We start from the raw sequence: 18,038 nt of genomic DNA, 5'->3' as shown, positions 1-18,038 counted from the left end.
TTAACCCAAGTTTGTATGTCGCTTTTGTCCACCTCGTTAAAACGTCCGCTTTCGGCATTGGTGCTGATCGGCGGTATTGTCGTATTTTCCATCCTATCGGCTACCAAGATACCGATTGATATATTCCCGCGACTGAACTCACCGGTCATTTATGTCATTGAGCCCTACGGCGGCATGTCGCCTGCCCAAATGGAAGGTTTCTTTGCAACGCGAATGCAGGACCAATTTCTGTATATATCGGGGGTTAAAGAAATTCAGAGCCGCAGTGTACAGGGGCTAACCATTGTAAAACTTTCTTTTTACGAAGGAGCTGACATGGCGCAGGCGGCTGCCGAAGTGGCGATTCAGGTCAATCGAGCCATGAAATTTTTTCCGCCCGGGGCTTTGCCTCCGCAGGTGGTTCGGTATGATGCATCGTCGGTTCCCATCGGAGATCTGGTGTTCAGCAGTAAAACACGGGCCCTCCGGGAAATTCACGAATTAGCCGTCACGCGTATTCGTCCGCTGTTTTCGACCATCCCCGGCCTGACGGCTCCGCCACCGATCGGGACGAACTCGCGAACGGTGGTCATCAACTTAGACCCCGACAAGATCCACAGTCTGAATGTATCTCCCGACGAAGTGGTGGAAGCTTTGGCAGCCAATAATGTCATGACACCCTCGGGAAATATTCGGATCGAAAACAAAACGTATATCACGACGCTTAACTCGTTGGAGGAAAAGGTCGAAGACTTCAACCATATTTCCATCAGTACGAAAGGCCATCGCACTATTTTCCTGCGGGATTTGGCGACAGTGTCTGACGGCTCTGATGTAACGGCGGGCTATGCCCTGGTCAACGGCAGTCGCTCTTCGTATATTCCGGTGGTTAAAACCGCCGACGCTTCTACGTGGGATGTAGTGACGCGACTGAAGGCGAAATTGCCCGAAATGCGCAGCCTGTTGCCCGAAGACATTGAGGTTTCGTACGAATTTGATCAGTCCGTATTTGTAATAAACGCCGTTGAAAGTCTGCTGTTTGAAGGCGGGTTGGGCGCTATTCTGACGGGCCTGATGGTGTTGCTGTTTTTGGGCGATTGGCGGAGCTCACTGATTGTGATCATAACCATTCCGGTGTCTATCATTGCGGCGGTGTTTCTGCTGAATCTGGCGGGGCAGACCATCAATATCATGACCTTGTCAGGGCTGTCGCTGGCCATTGGGATTCTGGTAGATCAGGCAACGGTAACCATCGAAAATATTCACCAGCACCTCGAAATGGGGAAACCGAAAAAGTTGGCCGTGTACGATGCGTGCCGGGAAGTTGCACTGCCGCTGTTGCTGATCCTGCTTTGTATTTTGGCGGTATTTGCTCCCTCTTTTTTGATGACAGGTGTGCCGAAAGCCATGTTTTTACCGCTTTCACTTTCCATTGGTTTTGCCATGACGGTCTCTTATTTTCTGGCCCAAAGTCTGGTGCCGATTCTGGCCAATCGCCTCATGAAAAGTCATGTGCATGCCCATCCTCATAAAATCAATGTCAAGCAAAAGACGTCCTATTTTGAATGGATACGCGATGGATTTATTCGTCAGACCGAAGGACTGCTAAAGCACAATAGGGTCATCGTAAGCATCTATCTATTGGCCATTTTCATTTTGGCAGGCATTGGTTTTGTCTTTATCGGGAAAGATATCTTACCGCAGATCAACTCCGGGCAAATGGTTATCCGGATGAAAACCCCCGACGGCACCCGACTGGAAAGAACGGAAGAACGCGTTGGCGAACTTCTGGCGCTGGTTGATGAAGTTGCCGAAGGAAATTTGGCCGTTTCATCGGCATATGTGGGAGTAGTACCTACCAATTACGCAACGACTAACCTGTACGTAAGCACGAGCGGACCCAATGATGCCATCATCAAAGTGGCGTTGGAAAAAGAGTATCACGTCAATACGCAGGATTTTAAAGAACGCCTGCGCGAAGCGGTGAAAGAGCAAATGCCGGACATTACACTTTCCTTTGAGCCGGCCGACCTGACCGAAAAACTCATGAGTCAGGGTGCGTATACACCCATTGAAGTTCAGGTGGCGGGCCGCGATATGAAACAAATTGAAGAATATGCCAACCAACTCGTAGGTAGACTGTCAGAGGTAGAATTCCTCCGGGATGTGCGAATTATTCAGCCGCTCAACTTTCCGGTCATCAATATAAAACTCGACCGGCAGAAACTCGCCCTAATGGGCCTGAGTCTGCAACAGGTGGCCCGTTCCATTACGGCTTCCACTTCATCAAGTCGGTTTACGGAAAAAAACCAGTGGTTAGATCAAAAATCGGCGTATACCTACCAAGTTCAGGTTCAGATTCCCGAATATGCCATGCGAAATCTGTCGCAATTGCAGGAAATACCGCTGGTGGCGGGTCAGGTTCGTCCCGTCCTGTCCGACGTAGCTACCTTTTCACCGGATACATTACCCGGTGAATACGCCCGCACCGGCCCTCGCCGTTTCGTGACGGTTTCGGCCAATGTTCACCATACAGATTTGGGCACCGCTACGCAGGCCGTTGAAAATGTATTGGCAAAAATGGGAGAAACACCCAAGGGCCTCGTCACACAGATCAAAGGAATATCATCGCTGCTGACTGAAACCCTGGACAGTTTGCAGGTGGGGCTGGGTATTGCCGTTTTGGTTATCTTCTTGCTGTTGGCCGCTAATTACCAATCCTTTAAGCTGTCATTGGTTGTACTTTCCACCATTCCGGCGGTAATTGTCGGCGCCCTTGGTTTGCTGCTGATCACCGGAAGTACGCTCAACCTGCAATCGTACATGGGCATTATTATGTCGGTTGGTATTTCGGTTGCCAACGCCATTTTGATTGTCACCAATGCCGAGCAACTTCGGTGGGAGTATCGGAACGCCCGCAAAGCTGCTGTCGAGAGTGTCGGTATTCGCCTGCGTCCCGTACTGATGACAAGTTTCGCCATGATCGCGGGTATGATTCCCATGGCACTTGGTACGGGGGATGCAGGCGAACAGGTAGCCCCATTGGGCAGGGCAGTGATCGGAGGACTGATAGCCTCTACCTTGGCGGCGTTGTACATCGTTCCACAAGTGTATGTCTGGCTACAGGGCAGTACCGGTTTCAAAAACCCCTCTCTCCTGCCCGACGATGAACCCGATACCCACCCGGTTTTTGAGGAAGAATCCATTGAAACTCATCATTTAGTACATAAAGAGATATGAAAACGATCATCTATGGCTGTCTTGCCACTTTGGTGCTATCCGGCACACTCGTTTGGTACCTGTCTTCAAAACCTGATTATACTGCAAAAGTCAGGGTCGAAAAGGCGATCAAAAAACAGAAATACCAAATCGGTAAAGCTTCAACGGAGAAGGTTGGTCAAGTGGTCAGGCTGCCGGGCGAGTTCAAAGCGTTTCAGGAAGTATACATTTATCCGAAAGCCGACGGATTTGTGGAACAGGTGTTGGTAGACCGAGGTTCATTCGTGCGAAAAGGCCAGGTAGTAATGATACTGGATTCGCCGGAATCGGAAGAAAGACTGGCGGCTGCCCGTTCAAATACCCTCAAAGCCAATGCCATGCTAACGGCCAGTAAAGAGCATTACCGTCGCCTGAAAGCAAGTAACAAAGTGCCCGGCTCTGTCTCAGCGTTGGATCTGGAAACCGCCAATGCCCGAATGATGGCCGACAGCGCCTCTATGTTGGGCGAAGAAGCCAATTTCCGGGCACTAACAAAAATCAAATCCTATCTGACCGTCCGAGCTCCCTTTGACGGAGTAATCACGGAACGCAACGTCCACCCGGGGGCTTTGGTGGGTTCGGGGGCTAAAATGGAACGGCCCATGATGGTACTGCAGCAACAAAATCGCCTTCGACTGGTGCTGGATATTCCGGAAACCTACAGTATGAGTTTGAACCAAGGCAATGCCGTTGCGTTCACCGTCGGTGCCATGCCGGGGCAGTTGTTTCAGGGGAAAATCAGTCGCCGTTCGGGGAATATGAACGAGCAATTTCGCTCCGAAACCGTGGAAATTGATGTCCAAAACGTATCCGGGAAGTTTAAACCGGGCATGTTTGCCGAAATTATACTGGATGCCAAAGGCACTCCCGGTGCACTGGCGGTTCCCGTATCATCCGTTGTGGCTTCCACCGAACGGCAGTATGTTATCAGGGTTCAGGATGGCAGGGCGCAATACGTGGATGTTCGACGCGGTCAACAATCAGGGGAAATGACGGAAGTGTTCGGTAATCTGAAGGCCAATGACCAAATCGTTATCAATGCCCGCGAAGATCTGAAAGAAGGAATGAAGATTCAGTAGAACGACAGTTCAGTATAAACTCGGCCAACGGATGAACGTTTTCTTACCGGTTCTGTGTGTATATGCGTTTGTTACAAATGCACAGGTTCAAAAGCCTGAAAGTGAACATTTAAACGGGGTGTATTTAACCTTGGAGGATTATGTTCATCATCACCTTACGCATTCCTTTCTCAACCAAACAAAAGGGTATCATTTACGCTTGCCCAACAGGAGCCGACTAAAACTTAAAACGCCCGATTCAACCTATATCTATGATCTGACCAAGATTTTCGGGTATTGCGAAGATGGTGCAAGTTGGTGTTATCGAAGCGGTGAATTGGTGGAAATCATGGGATATACTTCCGTTGGGTATATCAGTTATGAAGGCTTATGGCTTTATCGTCGCCATGATTGGTCAGAGTCAAGGAATGGCTACACCTATTTTTTCAGCAAAAATTCAACCGGAGAACTCGTCTGGTTTACCCGCAAAAAAATAAAGGAAGCTTACAAAGAGGATAACGCTTTTTTAAATTTACTCAGTAAAGTTCGGTGGGGACAATTGTTATATAATTCACACAAGACCCGCCAGCCATTAGTGTTGGAGGTGTATGCCACCTCTCACCAACTTGATTATAGCCGTATGGAATGATATTTTTACAGGAAAGTTTTACTTTTCCTATAGTTCTCCGGTTGTTTTAAAAGTCGGGGGATGACTACCCAATATAACTCATTGCTTTACTCTTCGCAGATGCATTAACAACTGTATAATTACACTGCTGCGCCTTACGATTAAGCAACGTTAAGGATCGTTTATCCAACTTGTGAAAAGCTTTTTGGGCAATGGCCCCCGATTTTCAGCACAACATAAAATGTCTTCGGCTTCTTATGCCTCTCCTCAAAAATCATACTTACTTGATTTTGTTTTGTAAACTTCTCCACCCGCCACCATTGTAAACTTCGTTGTAGCCGTTTGATTTTAGTATACTTTTTGCTGATGCACTTCGCATACCTGATGCACAACAGGTAATAATCGGTTTATCTTTTTTCAGCTTGCTCAGATTATTCTTTAAAGTGTCAACGGGGATATTGACTGAACCTTTAATATGTCCGCTTTGAAATTCGCCTTTGCTGCGAACATCTAAGATGATCGCTCCCTGCTTTATTAAATCGGCATAGTTCACTTTAACTCCAAAGCCAAATAAATTTTTTATTGCGTTTATCATTTTTATAGTGTTTGTGAGTGATTGTTTCCAATCTTCATTATAATTCAGGTGCTTTTATGATGTTGCCGGCCAGGTAACCGGTCTCCGATAAAAACTGCACAGGATGCTTAAAAAACTACACTTATTTAACTTTTAACCTTACAGGTATTGATTCCAACTAAGGTATAAAGTGGACAAAAACTAACCAGACTCGTAAGTAAAAAAACAACGGCCAACACCAAAGCTACAATACTGACCGTGCCGGTGATCGTACCTGTAAAATATAAAACAGCGATGATCGCTGCTATTATCAAGCGAATAATACGGTCGGTGCCGCCCATATTTGATTTCATTTTTATATTAGTTTAGGGATTTAAAAATCTTGATAATGAAATATATGCTCACAAACCTTTGTAGCGGCTGTCCCAAATTCTTTCATGAATGTGCCAATTGGCCGACTATCTGTTCCAATTGCTGTTTATGAACTACTCCCGATTGCCGCCATTTAATTTCTCCTTTTTGAAATAACATCAGCGTAGGAACACCCTGAATTCGGTATGCCTGCGCAGCGTTCGGATTTTGATCCACGTCAATCTCTCACACGGTCACCCATTTGACCTGTAAATTCCTTCAGAATCGGCGACATCATTTTACAGGGGCCGCACCATTCGGCAAAAAAATCAACCAAGGTTGGAATTTCGGAATTGATAATATCGGCAAATGTTTCTCTTTTCGGCGTTATTTCCATGACGATAAAAAATAGCATTGCCTGAATCCTGCAAAGGTGTACAGCGTCGGAATGCCTGATTTAATAGTTTGATTACTTACAGCATGGTACTTGGACAGACATACTCAGTCAAAGGCAATTTGCCCACCGCTTTGATGGCCGCAAAACCACCGGCTACATCAATAAGGTTGTCAAACCCGCGTGCTTTCAAAATCGAAACGGCGATCATCGACCGGTACCCTCCCGCACAGTGCATATAACAGGTTTTATCGGGATTGATTTGGGCCATGTTTTCGTTCAAAAAATCGAGCGGCAGGTTTTCCACGCCAATCACGTGTTCTGAATCGTATTCACTTTTCTTACGCACATCAAAAGCGGCAAGGGATGGATTTCCGGCCAATAAGTTGGAAAAAGCTTCGGCAGAAATGGAGGTCACGGTATCGAGTTCTTTCCCCGCTTCTTTCCAGGCCTGCACTCCTCCCTGCAAATACCCGATGCAATTGTCGTACCCTACACGCGCCAAACGCGTGATGGTTTCCTCTTCTTTGCCTGCCTCCGTTACCAACAGGATCGGTTGTTTTAAATCGGGAATGAGTGTACCCACCCACGAAGCAAATTGACCTTCAATTCCAATATTAATGGCGTTGGGAATAAACCCTTTCGCAAATGCTTGTGCCTCGCGAACGTCCAACACCAACGCTTCGGTTTCGTTGGCAGCCGCTTCAAAAGCCTCGGGAGGTAGCGCCTGACTGCTCCGTTGCATCACTTCGTCCAGACTTTCGTAGCCCTTTATGTTCATCAGTACGTTTTGGGGAAAATAGCTTGGCGGCGGCACCAACCCTGTCAATATCTCTTTGATAAATTGCTCTTTGGTCAACTTCAAATTCAACGCATAATTGAACATCTTCTGATTGCCGAGCGTATCGGTGGTTTCTTTGCTCATTTTTTTACCACACGCACTGCCGGCTCCGTGTCCGGGATACACGATCAGATCATTCGGCAATGGAATGATTTTATTGCGCAGGGATTCATACAGGTACCCGGCCAGTTTTTCTTCAGTTAAATCGCTGATGACGTGTTGAGCCAAATCGGGGCGGCCCACATCACCGATAAACAGGGTATCCCCCGTAAAAATGGCGGTTTCTTTACCTGTTTCATCAATGAGTAAAAAACAGGTTGATTCCATCGTGTGCCCGGGGGTGTGAATGGCTCGGATTCTTATTTTTCCCAGCTGAAAATCTTCGCCATCCTGCGCTACATACGCGGTGTAAGCAGGTTTTGCTGAAGGTCCAAAGACGATGGTTGCGCCGGTTTTAGCAGATAAGTCCAAATGCCCCGATACAAAATCAGCGTGGAAGTGGGTTTCAAATACGTATTTAATGTTGGCCCCCTCTTTTGTTGCACGGTCGATGTACGGCTTTGTGTCGCGAAGCGGATCAATGATGGCTGCTTCTCCTTCCGATTCGATATAATAAGCCGCTTCGGCCAAACAACCGGTGTAAATCTGTTCTACTTTCATGTTTTTTTAAGTGTTTAAGTGAGGTAGTTATCCTCAAACATTTACGGTTTGACAGAACAAAATTAGAAAACCGCAGCAACGACTTTTGTAACATTTGGCACACAAAAAAGCTGATCTTAGTCAGCTTTTACGAGTCATATTATACTTTGACTTCAATTAGAAACACACTAAAAATGGCCACATGATAGTGTAAAGGTATAGTGAGCGGCAAAGTCGATCAGTGACTTTTATTCCGGAAGCCGACTTTTTCAGTTATTGGAAGAAAATCTCTTTGGAAATGATGTAAAAGCCCAAGACCAGTACAAACCAACCAAAAGCCATTTTAAGTTTTTCGCCGGCAATAAACTGCGAAAGGTAAGACCCTACAAAAATACCGACAACCGAGAGAGCCGTAAATTCCAGTAAGAACCTCCAATCAACTGAAACATTGGAAATATCTCCCACGAAACCGATCAGTGATTTGGCCGCAATGATCAGCAGCGAAGTCCCCACGGCCATTTTCATCGGTAAACGCGCCAGTAAAACCAAGGCGGGAATAATTAAAAAACCTCCACCTGCTCCTACGATTCCCGTCAGAACGCCCACGACCGCACCTTCCAGTCCAATGATGGGGTAATTGAATTGAAGTTCACCCGATGCCTTTTCCTCTTTTTTATTATTCCCTTTGATCATCGAATACGAGGCCGCCAGCATCACCAACGCAAAAAACAGCATGATGCCGATATTTTTGGTTACTTCAAAACCCGCAACGGTAAAGAGAGAATTCGGAATGGACGGAACCAAATATTTACGGGTCAGAAACACCGTAATAAAGGAAGGAATGGCAAAAACGAGGGCGGCTTTGTAATTGATCAGGCCCTTACGCATAAAATTGAAAGACCCCACCAACGAAGTGGTCCCCACCACGAACAATGAATAAGCGGTGGAAAGTACGGGATTAATTCCTAAAAGATAAACCAAAACAGGCAGGGTAAGGATACTTCCTCCTCCTCCAATCAGCCCAAGGCTGATGCCGATAAAAATAGAAGCTGAAAAGCCGAAAATCTCAGTTGAGTTCATTTTCCTTGGGTAATGTGATGAATAAATGACATCACAAAAGTAGATGACCTCAAAAGCTCGTTCCGTGATAATTGTTACACAGACGCAGAGATAGTTTGATTTTTTACGGTAGTAAGCAATTCTATTTTGTTCCGGGAGAGTTTTACTTTACCTAATTTCTCCAATTGTTTCAATAGCCGGGAGATGACTTCGCGGGAAGTAGCCAACTCATTGCTCAATTCTTCATGGGTGACAGTAAATACCGTACATCCGCACTGCTTCGATTTGCGATTGAGCAACGTTAAGAGTCGATCATCCAACTTATAAAAAGCAATTTGGTCAATGGCACCCAATAGATCATCAAAACGTTTCTGATAAGTGGCAAATACAAATTGTTTCCAGGAAGAATATTTGCTCATCCATTCATCCACTTTGTCTACAGGCACTAAAATCATCCGTGTTTTTTCGTCGGCTGTAGCGGTAATTTCGCTTTGACGGCGACCCAAACAACAGGTGAGCGACATCGCACAGGAATCAAGCCCTCCCAAATAATACAATAAGGCTTCGCGCCCGTCGGCATCAGCACGTGATATTTTGACTGAACCGCTCAATAAAATAGGCACCGTTCGAATATAACCTCCCGGGTGCATGAGTACAAAACCTTCCTCTACTTCCATGTAATTGCCGACTTGGGCTAATTCCTGTAATAAGCCCATCTCAAATAAATTACCGAAACTTGCTTTCAATGATTCAATATCTAATTTCATTCTACTGTCATTTTATCGGTAAAATAGCACATTTTAAACGCAACTATTGTTAAAATCGGATTTTGCCCAAAAAACTTTCTTACCTGATTTTCAAACCAAAACATAAATTGTACTGAATCCGGAATGTCAGTCTTATGCCTACCCCTCAGGTAGTAATGTTCTTAAACTTTATGGGGCATTCTATCCATTCACTTTTAATTATTATAAAAATGAACACCGTTATTGAAGCATTCATTGTCGCAGAAATTTAACGATCAGCCGCCTGAAAAAATCCCGGTGCGTGTGGTAACGCACCGGGAACACCTTTAATTATGACATAAATGTACTGTGCATAGTACAATTGTTGCCCAATCTTACCGAATAAAGAACAACCGGTTAAAAAAAACACCCTACCGGCAGTGCCAATAGGGTATCTACTTATCCTAAACGCTATTTTATCCTTCTCTTTTTAATCGTAAACGGAATACAAATTTCCGTAGGGCAACAATTATTACCGGCTTCGATGATGATGGGACAACATCCCTGCGCCGGACACGCATTACTCTGACTGGTATAAGTATAGGTACCCACCTCACTGAATAAAACTGTGTTACCCGTGGCAATCGGTGTACTGCTGCCATTCCTGTACCACTTCACACCCGTGTATTGCGAAGGTACACTCGCCTGTATTTTCTCGCTGTCGCACAACTGAATCGGTACCGTAAAGCACGCATGGTCTATATCGTCTTCACCTTCCGTGCCATTGCCAGGTGTCGAATCCACATCCCCTTCGTTGGTCTTGGTAATCTCCGCCGTGTTGAACCATACCCCCTGCGAAAGTACTTTCACCTGAATCGTCAATGTAACCGTGTCGCCGTTGGCACCGATGTTGCCGATGGTCCACTGTTTAGTTTGGTCAGAGTAACTGCCCCGAGTGGCGCTACTGCTCACAAACTGCACGCCCGCGTTCAGATTGTCGCTTACTACTACCCCCGTGGCCGGCGTTGACGACTCATTCCATACTTTAAGGGTGTAGTCAATCAAATCCCCCACGCGCACCTGCTTACGGCTGATGAGCTTTTGAAGATGCAGATCCACGCCGGCAGAAGTACAATAGACCGGTGGAAAGACAATGGTCTTATCAACACAACCCGCTGCTTTTACCGTCAGCGTTACATTTGTACCAACCGGAATACCGGTAATCTGACCCGCTCCGACGGTTCCCGCACTGGCCGTCAGTGTTGCTCCCGGACTCAGGACATAATTCAAATGATACGTATTGGTCGATGAAGCATCACAAATCGGGCCACTGATACTTACCCCCGGATTCTCACATACATTCGTGCAATTCACAGGGCTCAGCACACTGCTCTGACTCACACAGTTACCTTGAGTTGCGGTTATAAGAAGCGTGGTACCCACCGGGATATTCACTACGCTGTAGCCGCTGACAGTTCCGGCATTCACACTGATAGTACCACGGTCATTGTAGAAACTTACCGAATAAGTCCCGTTACCATTGCAGGTAGGTTGACCCACGATCAGAGACGGCATTACACACGTTGGATCTGTTGTACAGCTCTTGGGCCCCTGAATCGTTAATTGACTGCTGCAACCGGTCGATTGAGTAGCCGTAATGGTCACATTGGTTCCCACCGGGATACCTGTCACCCTATTGCCGCTGAGGGTCCCGGCACTTGCCGTCATATTGGCCGTGCTGCTGTAGAAGACCACCGAATAGGTTGTTCCCGAGCATGTTACGTTACCTGCCGTCAATACAGGTTTGGTACAGTTGACAATGACCGTAATCACTTCCGGATCACTGTCATCTTCATCGCCGCCGTTTTTGCCATTCTCGTTAATAACATCGTTCTTCGGCGTGCCGTCGTTGTTAGGATTATTGTCAGGCGTGCTGTCCACATCCGTCGGCGTGTTGCCGTTGGCGTCTTTGGCACTGCTGATCTCGGCTACGTTAGTGGCGCTGCCCGTGAAACCGGCATTCACCACAAAGGTAATGTCACGCGTGGTGCTTGCTCCCGCTGCCAAACTCGCAATCGGGGTGTTCAGTGTAGCCAGACCGTTGCTCACGCTCCAGTTGGCATCCGACAGCGTCAAGCCCGCAGGAATGTAATCCGTTACCTGGATGGCTGTCGCATTGACATTGCCCTGATTGTAAACTGTCACCGTAAATTTCACCGTGCTGCCGGGGCTTACACTCGTTGCTTGGCCTGCGGCTACGGTTTTCTTCAAGGCTAAGTCGAACACCGGCGTCGGACTTACTGTAATCAGTGCCGGGTCTTCGTCATCCTCATCCGTGGTAGGGTCGGTGCCGCCGGGCGTACCCGTGCCGTTTCCGTTAACGGCATCATCGCTGCCGCTGTTTTCTTTGCCGCCGGCGTCATTACTCATGTTTTGGTCCGGCGTACTGTCTATATCGGTTCCGCCCGTCGCGGAGCTGATCTCCGCTTTGTTAACAGCCGTACCCGTGAAGCCGGCGTTGACTACAAACGTGATGTCACGCGTGGTGCTGCTGCCTGCTGCCAAACTCGCAATCGGGGTGTTCAGCGTAGCCATGCCGTTGCTCACGCTCCAGTTGGCATCCGAAAGCGTCAAACCGCTTGGAATGTAATCCGTCACCTGAATGTTGGTGGCTGCTACTTCTCCCTGATTGTAAACCGTCACGGTAAATTTCACCGTACTGCCGGGATAAATCGTTGTCGATTGACCCGCCGCCAGGGTTTTCGTTAGGGCCAGGTCAAATTTGGGACTGTACAGGGCCGCATCTATCGTCGGATTGTCTTTGTTCAAACCTACGCCATAAGGATCAATCGTTACGGTTTGACTCAAACCCGTCGCGGGATTAAAATCACTGTCTTTTGTATCGTCATTGCCTTGGTTTTGCAGCGTTGACAGAATACATCCGGCCGGTAAACTCGACGTCACGATTTTGACTTGGTACGTTCCGGCCGGCAGATTGGTAAAGCTGTAAAAGCCGGACGTATTCGTTGTCGTTGTATTGATCACCGTACCACTGTTGTTCAGCAATTGAACCGTTACGTTTGCCACTCCCGCTTCATTGGAATCCTGAATACCATCGTTGTCGGTATCTTTCCATACGTAATCTCCAATGCTGCCGACAGGACAGGACAACGGTGCCGGCACGACCACTACTTTGTCGGGACAACCTGCCATTTTGATGGTCAAAGTCACTGATTGACCCAACGTCAGGCCACTGATCACGCCGTTGCTGACCGTACCCGCCGAGGCCGTTACCCCGGCACCGCTGCTCAATATGTAATTTAAGGTATACCCTGTATTAGTGCTATTACACAACGGGCCGCTGATACTGATGCCCGGATTTTCGCACGGACTGCTGCAACTCAACGGACCCACTACGTCTACTTTCGCCATACAGCTTCCGATGGTGGCCGTCACTGTGATGTTTGCTCCCAGGGGAATATTGACAATGCTGCTGCCGCTCACGGTTCCGTTGGTAGTGGTTACCAATGCCCCCGGACTTACCATAAACGACACGCTGTACGTACTTCCGTTACAGATAGGTTGACCCACCGTCAACAAAGGAGTCGTACAGGTGGTGGGACAGGAGGACGGGCCTTCTACTGTCAACGTCGTCATGCAACCCGCACTTTCGGTCGCTGTTAATACCGGATTTGTTCCCAACGGAATACCGGTCACTTTGTTCGTCCCCAACGTGCCCGCGGTAGTCGTTACATTGGCTACACTGCTGTAGAAAATAACGTCATAAGTGGTGCCGTTGCAGACGATGTTTCCTACCGTCAGCACCGGTTTGGTGCAGTTGTTGACCGTTATGACGGCCGGGTCAGCATCATCTTCGTCCGTGGCGGCATTGGTGTCGCCCGGTGTGCCTGTACCGGTGCCATTAATGACATCGTCACCGGCTGTTTTCTCTTTGCCGCCCGCGTCGTTGCTCGGGTCGGTATCGTATTTACTGTCACTGTCAAACGGCGGTGTATTATTGGGGTCGGTATCGTCGTCCGCGCTCGTGATTTCAGCACGGTTCACCAAATCACCCGACACTCCCGCATTGACCGTAAAGCTGATGTCTACTTTGGCGCTGTCTCCTACCGCGATCGGGCCCGGAATTGCCGTGTTCAACGTCGCCATCGTTCCGTTCAGGGTCCAATTGGCATCGGCCAACGTCAGACCTGTAGGGATATAATCCACCAATTTCACATTGTAGGCCGGTACTGTTCCCTGATTAAAGACCGTGACGGTAAACTTCACGGTACTGCCCGACTGAACCACCGCCGCCTGACCCGTCGCGAGTTTCTTCCGCAAAGCCATGTCCAGACACACCGGAACAATGTCGGTATCGGCGCCGCCCGCTCCCGTTCCCGGGGTGATGTCTTCAAAGGGTTTGAAGGTGCCGCTGCCGGCAGGGTCTTCCACCGATTGGAACAACTGGAATTCGTCCGAAGCCGTCACGCTGAAGGTGTTGCCCGTGTAATTGGCCGGTACCGGAATTTGAATATGAAATACCCAATCCGGGAACTCACAGCCTACATCGTCCTGACCTAAAGCCGTACACGGCGCGCGGTAGGTATTGACCGGATCGGATTCGTCCAAAATATTGTTCGGGTTACGACCCGCATCCGCGCCCTGATCGGTGAACTTCGTCAACGTAATGCCCGCCGGTGGATTGAAAGGATCGAAGGGTTGGTTGTTGTTCACTCCCTGAACCGTGATCATCAAACCCCTGGCCTCAAAACGACGTTTGGGCAAGGGAATTGAGATGCCTCCGATGGTGATGGAGCCCGGGTTGAGAGCCGCGTCTTCGTCGACCAACAGGCGCGTTACCAAATCCACTTCCAATTTGCTGCCCGGTTGGTAACATTTATCTTTAATGACCACGTCCATATTGACGCCGACGGTGTAGATCAAATCGGCTGTGGCGGCCTTGATGGTGGCACTGCCGCAACTCGCCGTGGCTTCGCCCGTCACTACAAACACCGTTCCCGGCGTGTAGCTGCTGCTGAAGGTGCCCGTGTAGAGCCACGCTTCATTGGGCTGCATGATGCCGTCGTTGTTGACATCGCCCTGTTTGCTCAGCGTCAGCGTTACCGGTGTGCCGTTGGGACGGTTGAAGAGTTTGACCTGACCCACAAACGTGATGTTGCTCAAAGGTACGGCTCCCGGGTTGGTCAACCCAAAAGTGATCTGGACCACATCGTTTTGAGTGCGGATCACTTTGGGAGATAAAATGACCCCGGCAACCAGATTGCTGTTGGCGCACTGCGTCATTACCACATAGTCCGGATCTTCGTCGTCCTCATCGGTCAGACCGTTGCGGTCGCCCGGCGTACCCGTACCGTTACCGTTAACGGCATCATCGCTTGGGCTGTTGTAGCGTCCGCCCGCGTCGTTAGTTGGATTTGTATCGGGACTGCTGTCTTTGTCGGTACCACCGGTGGCGCTGCTGATCTCGGCTTTGTTGACCAGCGTATCGCCCGATGCCCCCGAGAGTATTTTTAATTTGATCGGAATCGTTACCGTTTGACCCGCCGCCAAACTCGCAATCGGGGTGGCCAAAACGGCATTGCTGCCCGACAGAGTCCAGTTGGCATCAGCTACCAGGCTCATTGATGACGGAATGTAATCGGTTACCTGTACATTGGTGGCCGCCACGGTGCCCTGGTTGATGACCGCGATGCTGTGCAGCACCGTATCGCCCACCAGCACCAATGACTTCTGACTTGTTGCCAACTTCTTGGTCAGGGCCAAGTCGAAAATCGGCGTGTTGACGACTGTCAGGCACGCTTCGGCAACCCCCTCATTACCCGACATTACCCCCCGTATAGTTCCGCTTACGCTATTCATCGGAATCTCATTACAGTAGGTACCTGTAGCAGTACTTTTGACCGGTACTGTTATTGTACAGCTACCAGGGTGTATTACTGCTCCTGATAACAGAGAAACTGTAGCAGCTCCACTTACTGCCGATACAGTCCCACAGGTACTGGTAGCAGCTCCAGCGACTACTAAGCCTGTAGGAAAATAATCAACGAAATCAGTGCCTAAGGTAAAGTCACTTACATCCCTATTTTGTATGGTGAGAATTAATTGTCCAACCTGATTAACCTCAAGCATACCGGGAGCAAATTTTTTATCTACTATAGGTGCTAAAACATAATTATTATTAACTGACAGACATGCTGTAGTACTTTCAATATTATTACAAGAGCTAGTCTGTAACGCTCCTGCATTTATTACATTACAATATAAGCCCTCCGCTGGTGCAATTACATCTACTTTAATCTGGGTAAGCCCTGGAGGTAGCACTGTCCCCTTAGGTATGAATAGCATGTTTGTTCCGGCGGCTGCAACAACCGGAATATTATTATCGACAACCAGATTAGGCGTTGACGAAATAACCATTTGGGCTGGTTGCGTTGGAAGACTGTCTACGAAGTTTTCGGTTAAGGTGATAGGAGACGAATTATTGTTAGTAATTTGTAATGTCAACTGTACAGGAAGATTTGGCCTTGTTCCTCCTGGACTAAATGACTTACTAACCGTTGGAAGAGCCCCTCCCCCAGTACCACTTGTCACTGTAACAGTTGCACATGCATAATCATCCTCTGTGACTGCATGATTATTAGGTGTACTATTCGGATCATTATGCGGATAAGCCTCCTTTACTTCAGCACAATTCGTAAAAACACCGGGCTTTGTTGCCAGTGCGAGTATTTTCAACGTTACTGTCTGATTTGGGGCTAAGTCACCAACAAACCAGTTCCCTCCATGAATGGCAAAAGAACCTTGTGTAGCCGATGTGCTCACAACAACCATATCTTCGGGAATATAATCAGTAACCGCAACCTGCGTCGCTGTCATATTACCAGCATTTGTCACATTAACTGTCCAAACAAACGTAGTGCTGATTGGACAGGTAGTACCTGTATTTGGAGCTACTGTTTTAGTGAGTTTTAAATCAATATACTGATTCGTTTTACAGGATTGATAGCAGGCCACGTAATCATTGTTGGTAGGATCGGACGCTCCAGTCTGTAGTACTTGTACACAAGCCGTGGCACAAGGATCACACCCTCCATCCAATAATTCAACCGTCTTATCTATATAGCAGCCGTTAGAACCATTGAAGAAACGTACCGTATAAATCTGGCTACCCAAAGGATTAGAAAGCCCTGTAAATGAATAAGCTCCGTTAGTCAATGGAGTGGCCAAAGTATAGGAGACACCTGTATAGGAGACACCTGCGGAAATCCCTACTTTATCACCTCCTGATACGCCTGTTATAACAATTTTTGCATCACCATTAGCAATTGTCCCTGAACAGGTTGCCGTTATCGGTGTAAGGGACATCGACGTAGGCTGAGCACAAGTTATTGGGCAAATAGATGGGTTAAGAGTTACCTGAATATCCTGAGTACATCCATTTGCGCTAAAAACCCGTATAGTATATACTTTTGGGATACCCGGATCAGGCAGATTACTCGCTATTATTCCCGTGGAGGGTATACTTGTTGCCGTAGCATACGTTTGCACTCCGGTATATGTTGTTCCGGGCGTGTAATCATATTTATCCGTACCAGAAAACCCAATTAACTTTAGTTGTGCATTACTAAGAGGTCCCGTTGCCCCACAGCCTGCCATAATAGCAGTAGCAGATACAGGCGGGGCTCCCCCACAAGTTCCATCAATTGTAATATCGTCATAACCTGTTACAGTGGAGCTATATGAATCGTAAAAATTGGCAGGAGGAACTTTAAATTGATGGACCAGCCCAAAAATGATTTGATATTCTACATCTGCCGAACCATCGCTGCAAAAATCAGCCCCTGTAAAACTAAAAGACATAGGGGTCCCGTTCACATTAGAGGCCGAAATAGGTTGTGTTGTATTATAAATCAATACCCCATTTCGTTTTACAGCAACTCCTTGTTTTTCAAAATTTACGGTATGTCCATCATATTGCTTTTGAAGAATTTTCAAGGCAAAGTCCGACAAACACCCTACCGTTCCCTTGGGTATTTTATACTTTACATAAAAATTAATAGGGCTTTCAACATTAAAAACGGTTGATGTCGGATCATATAATCCCTTCCCTATCCAACCTACTGCTTCAGCATAATACGTCGTATAAAACGATTCTAAACAAAGGGCTCCTGTAAATCGATTGGTATTATCATGCCCCTGAGTCCCTATAATACCCGTTGCACATCCTGAATTTATATTAGGGCAGTAATAAAAGTCCTTTCCGAAATAAGTTTTGCCAAACCAGGGAACTGTGGTAAAACCGTCCGAAGGGTAAGTAGAATTTTGTCCGCAATCATATCCCTTATCAAAGTTCCATTGCATCATTACACTGGGCTGGGCAGGAGTACAGGAAGACTGCGCCAGTGTTAACGACGGCCCTGAAAACAACAGATAAAAAAGGTATATACAAACCGAACATATCCATTGTCTTTTCTGCTGAAAAAAACTTAAAAGTAGTTTCATCTTAATACG

At 47.6% G+C, this 18,038-nt stretch carries 9 protein-coding genes and 1 pseudogene; 3 read left to right on the top strand and 7 right to left on the bottom strand.

Annotated elements, in window-relative coordinates; translation table 11 throughout:
• Positions 1-15: 15 nt before the first annotated feature.
• From ACQY73_RS29270 to ACQY73_RS29260, 3 genes are read left to right on the top strand one after another with little or no spacing between them, the layout of a single operon-like run.
• Entirely contained in the window at positions 16-3,219 is a 3,204-nt protein-coding gene (locus ACQY73_RS29270) for an efflux RND transporter permease subunit (protein WP_428657721.1), read from the top strand.
• A complete protein-coding gene (locus ACQY73_RS29265) occupies positions 3,216-4,316 on the top strand; it encodes an efflux RND transporter periplasmic adaptor subunit (RefSeq protein ID WP_428657720.1) in 1,101 nt (366 codons plus the stop codon). The genes ACQY73_RS29270 and ACQY73_RS29265 overlap by 4 nt, the downstream gene beginning before the upstream one ends.
• 31 nt (positions 4,317-4,347) lie before the next feature.
• Positions 4,348-4,944, top strand: coding sequence for a hypothetical protein (locus tag ACQY73_RS29260; protein ID WP_428657719.1), 597 nt, complete (start codon positions 4,348-4,350; stop codon positions 4,942-4,944).
• 259 nt (positions 4,945-5,203) lie between these two features.
• Here ACQY73_RS29260 and ACQY73_RS29255 read toward each other — a convergent pair whose 3' ends face one another.
• The 7 genes and pseudogenes from ACQY73_RS29255 to ACQY73_RS29225 form a co-directional block, all read right to left on the bottom strand.
• Positions 5,204-5,518, bottom strand: a complete 315-nt coding sequence (locus tag ACQY73_RS29255) for a rhodanese-like domain-containing protein (protein WP_428657718.1) — start codon at positions 5,516-5,518, stop codon at positions 5,204-5,206.
• A gap of 125 nt (positions 5,519-5,643) precedes the next feature.
• Positions 5,644-5,850 carry a YgaP family membrane protein gene (locus tag ACQY73_RS29250; RefSeq protein WP_428657717.1) on the bottom strand — a complete coding sequence of 69 codons (207 nt, stop codon included), beginning with the start codon at positions 5,848-5,850 and terminating at the stop codon, positions 5,644-5,646.
• Between the two features lie 82 nt (positions 5,851-5,932).
• Positions 5,933-6,245: pseudogene (trxA, locus tag ACQY73_RS29245) on the bottom strand (thioredoxin).
• 76 nt (positions 6,246-6,321) lie between these two features.
• Complete coding sequence (locus ACQY73_RS29240) at positions 6,322-7,743, bottom strand: MBL fold metallo-hydrolase (protein ID WP_428657716.1); 1,422 nt, start codon at positions 7,741-7,743, stop codon at positions 6,322-6,324.
• Between the two features lie 252 nt (positions 7,744-7,995).
• Complete coding sequence (locus ACQY73_RS29235) at positions 7,996-8,802, bottom strand: sulfite exporter TauE/SafE family protein (RefSeq protein WP_428657715.1); 807 nt, start codon at positions 8,800-8,802, stop codon at positions 7,996-7,998.
• A gap of 74 nt (positions 8,803-8,876) precedes the next feature.
• Positions 8,877-9,548: a Crp/Fnr family transcriptional regulator gene (locus tag ACQY73_RS29230; protein WP_428657714.1), complete on the bottom strand. Its 672-nt coding sequence runs from the start codon at positions 9,546-9,548 to the stop codon at positions 8,877-8,879.
• A 429-nt stretch (positions 9,549-9,977) separates the two neighbouring features.
• Positions 9,978-18,029, bottom strand: coding sequence for an SdrD B-like domain-containing protein (locus ACQY73_RS29225; protein WP_428657713.1), 8,052 nt, complete (start codon positions 18,027-18,029; stop codon positions 9,978-9,980).
• Positions 18,030-18,038 lie beyond the last annotated feature (9 nt).

The sequence above is a fragment of the Runella sp. genome (assembly GCF_965279615.1).
Taxonomy (GTDB): domain Bacteria; phylum Bacteroidota; class Bacteroidia; order Cytophagales; family Spirosomataceae; genus Runella.
The sequence above is the reverse complement of the archived record's forward strand: the minus strand, read 5'-3'. Positions and strand labels throughout refer to the sequence as shown.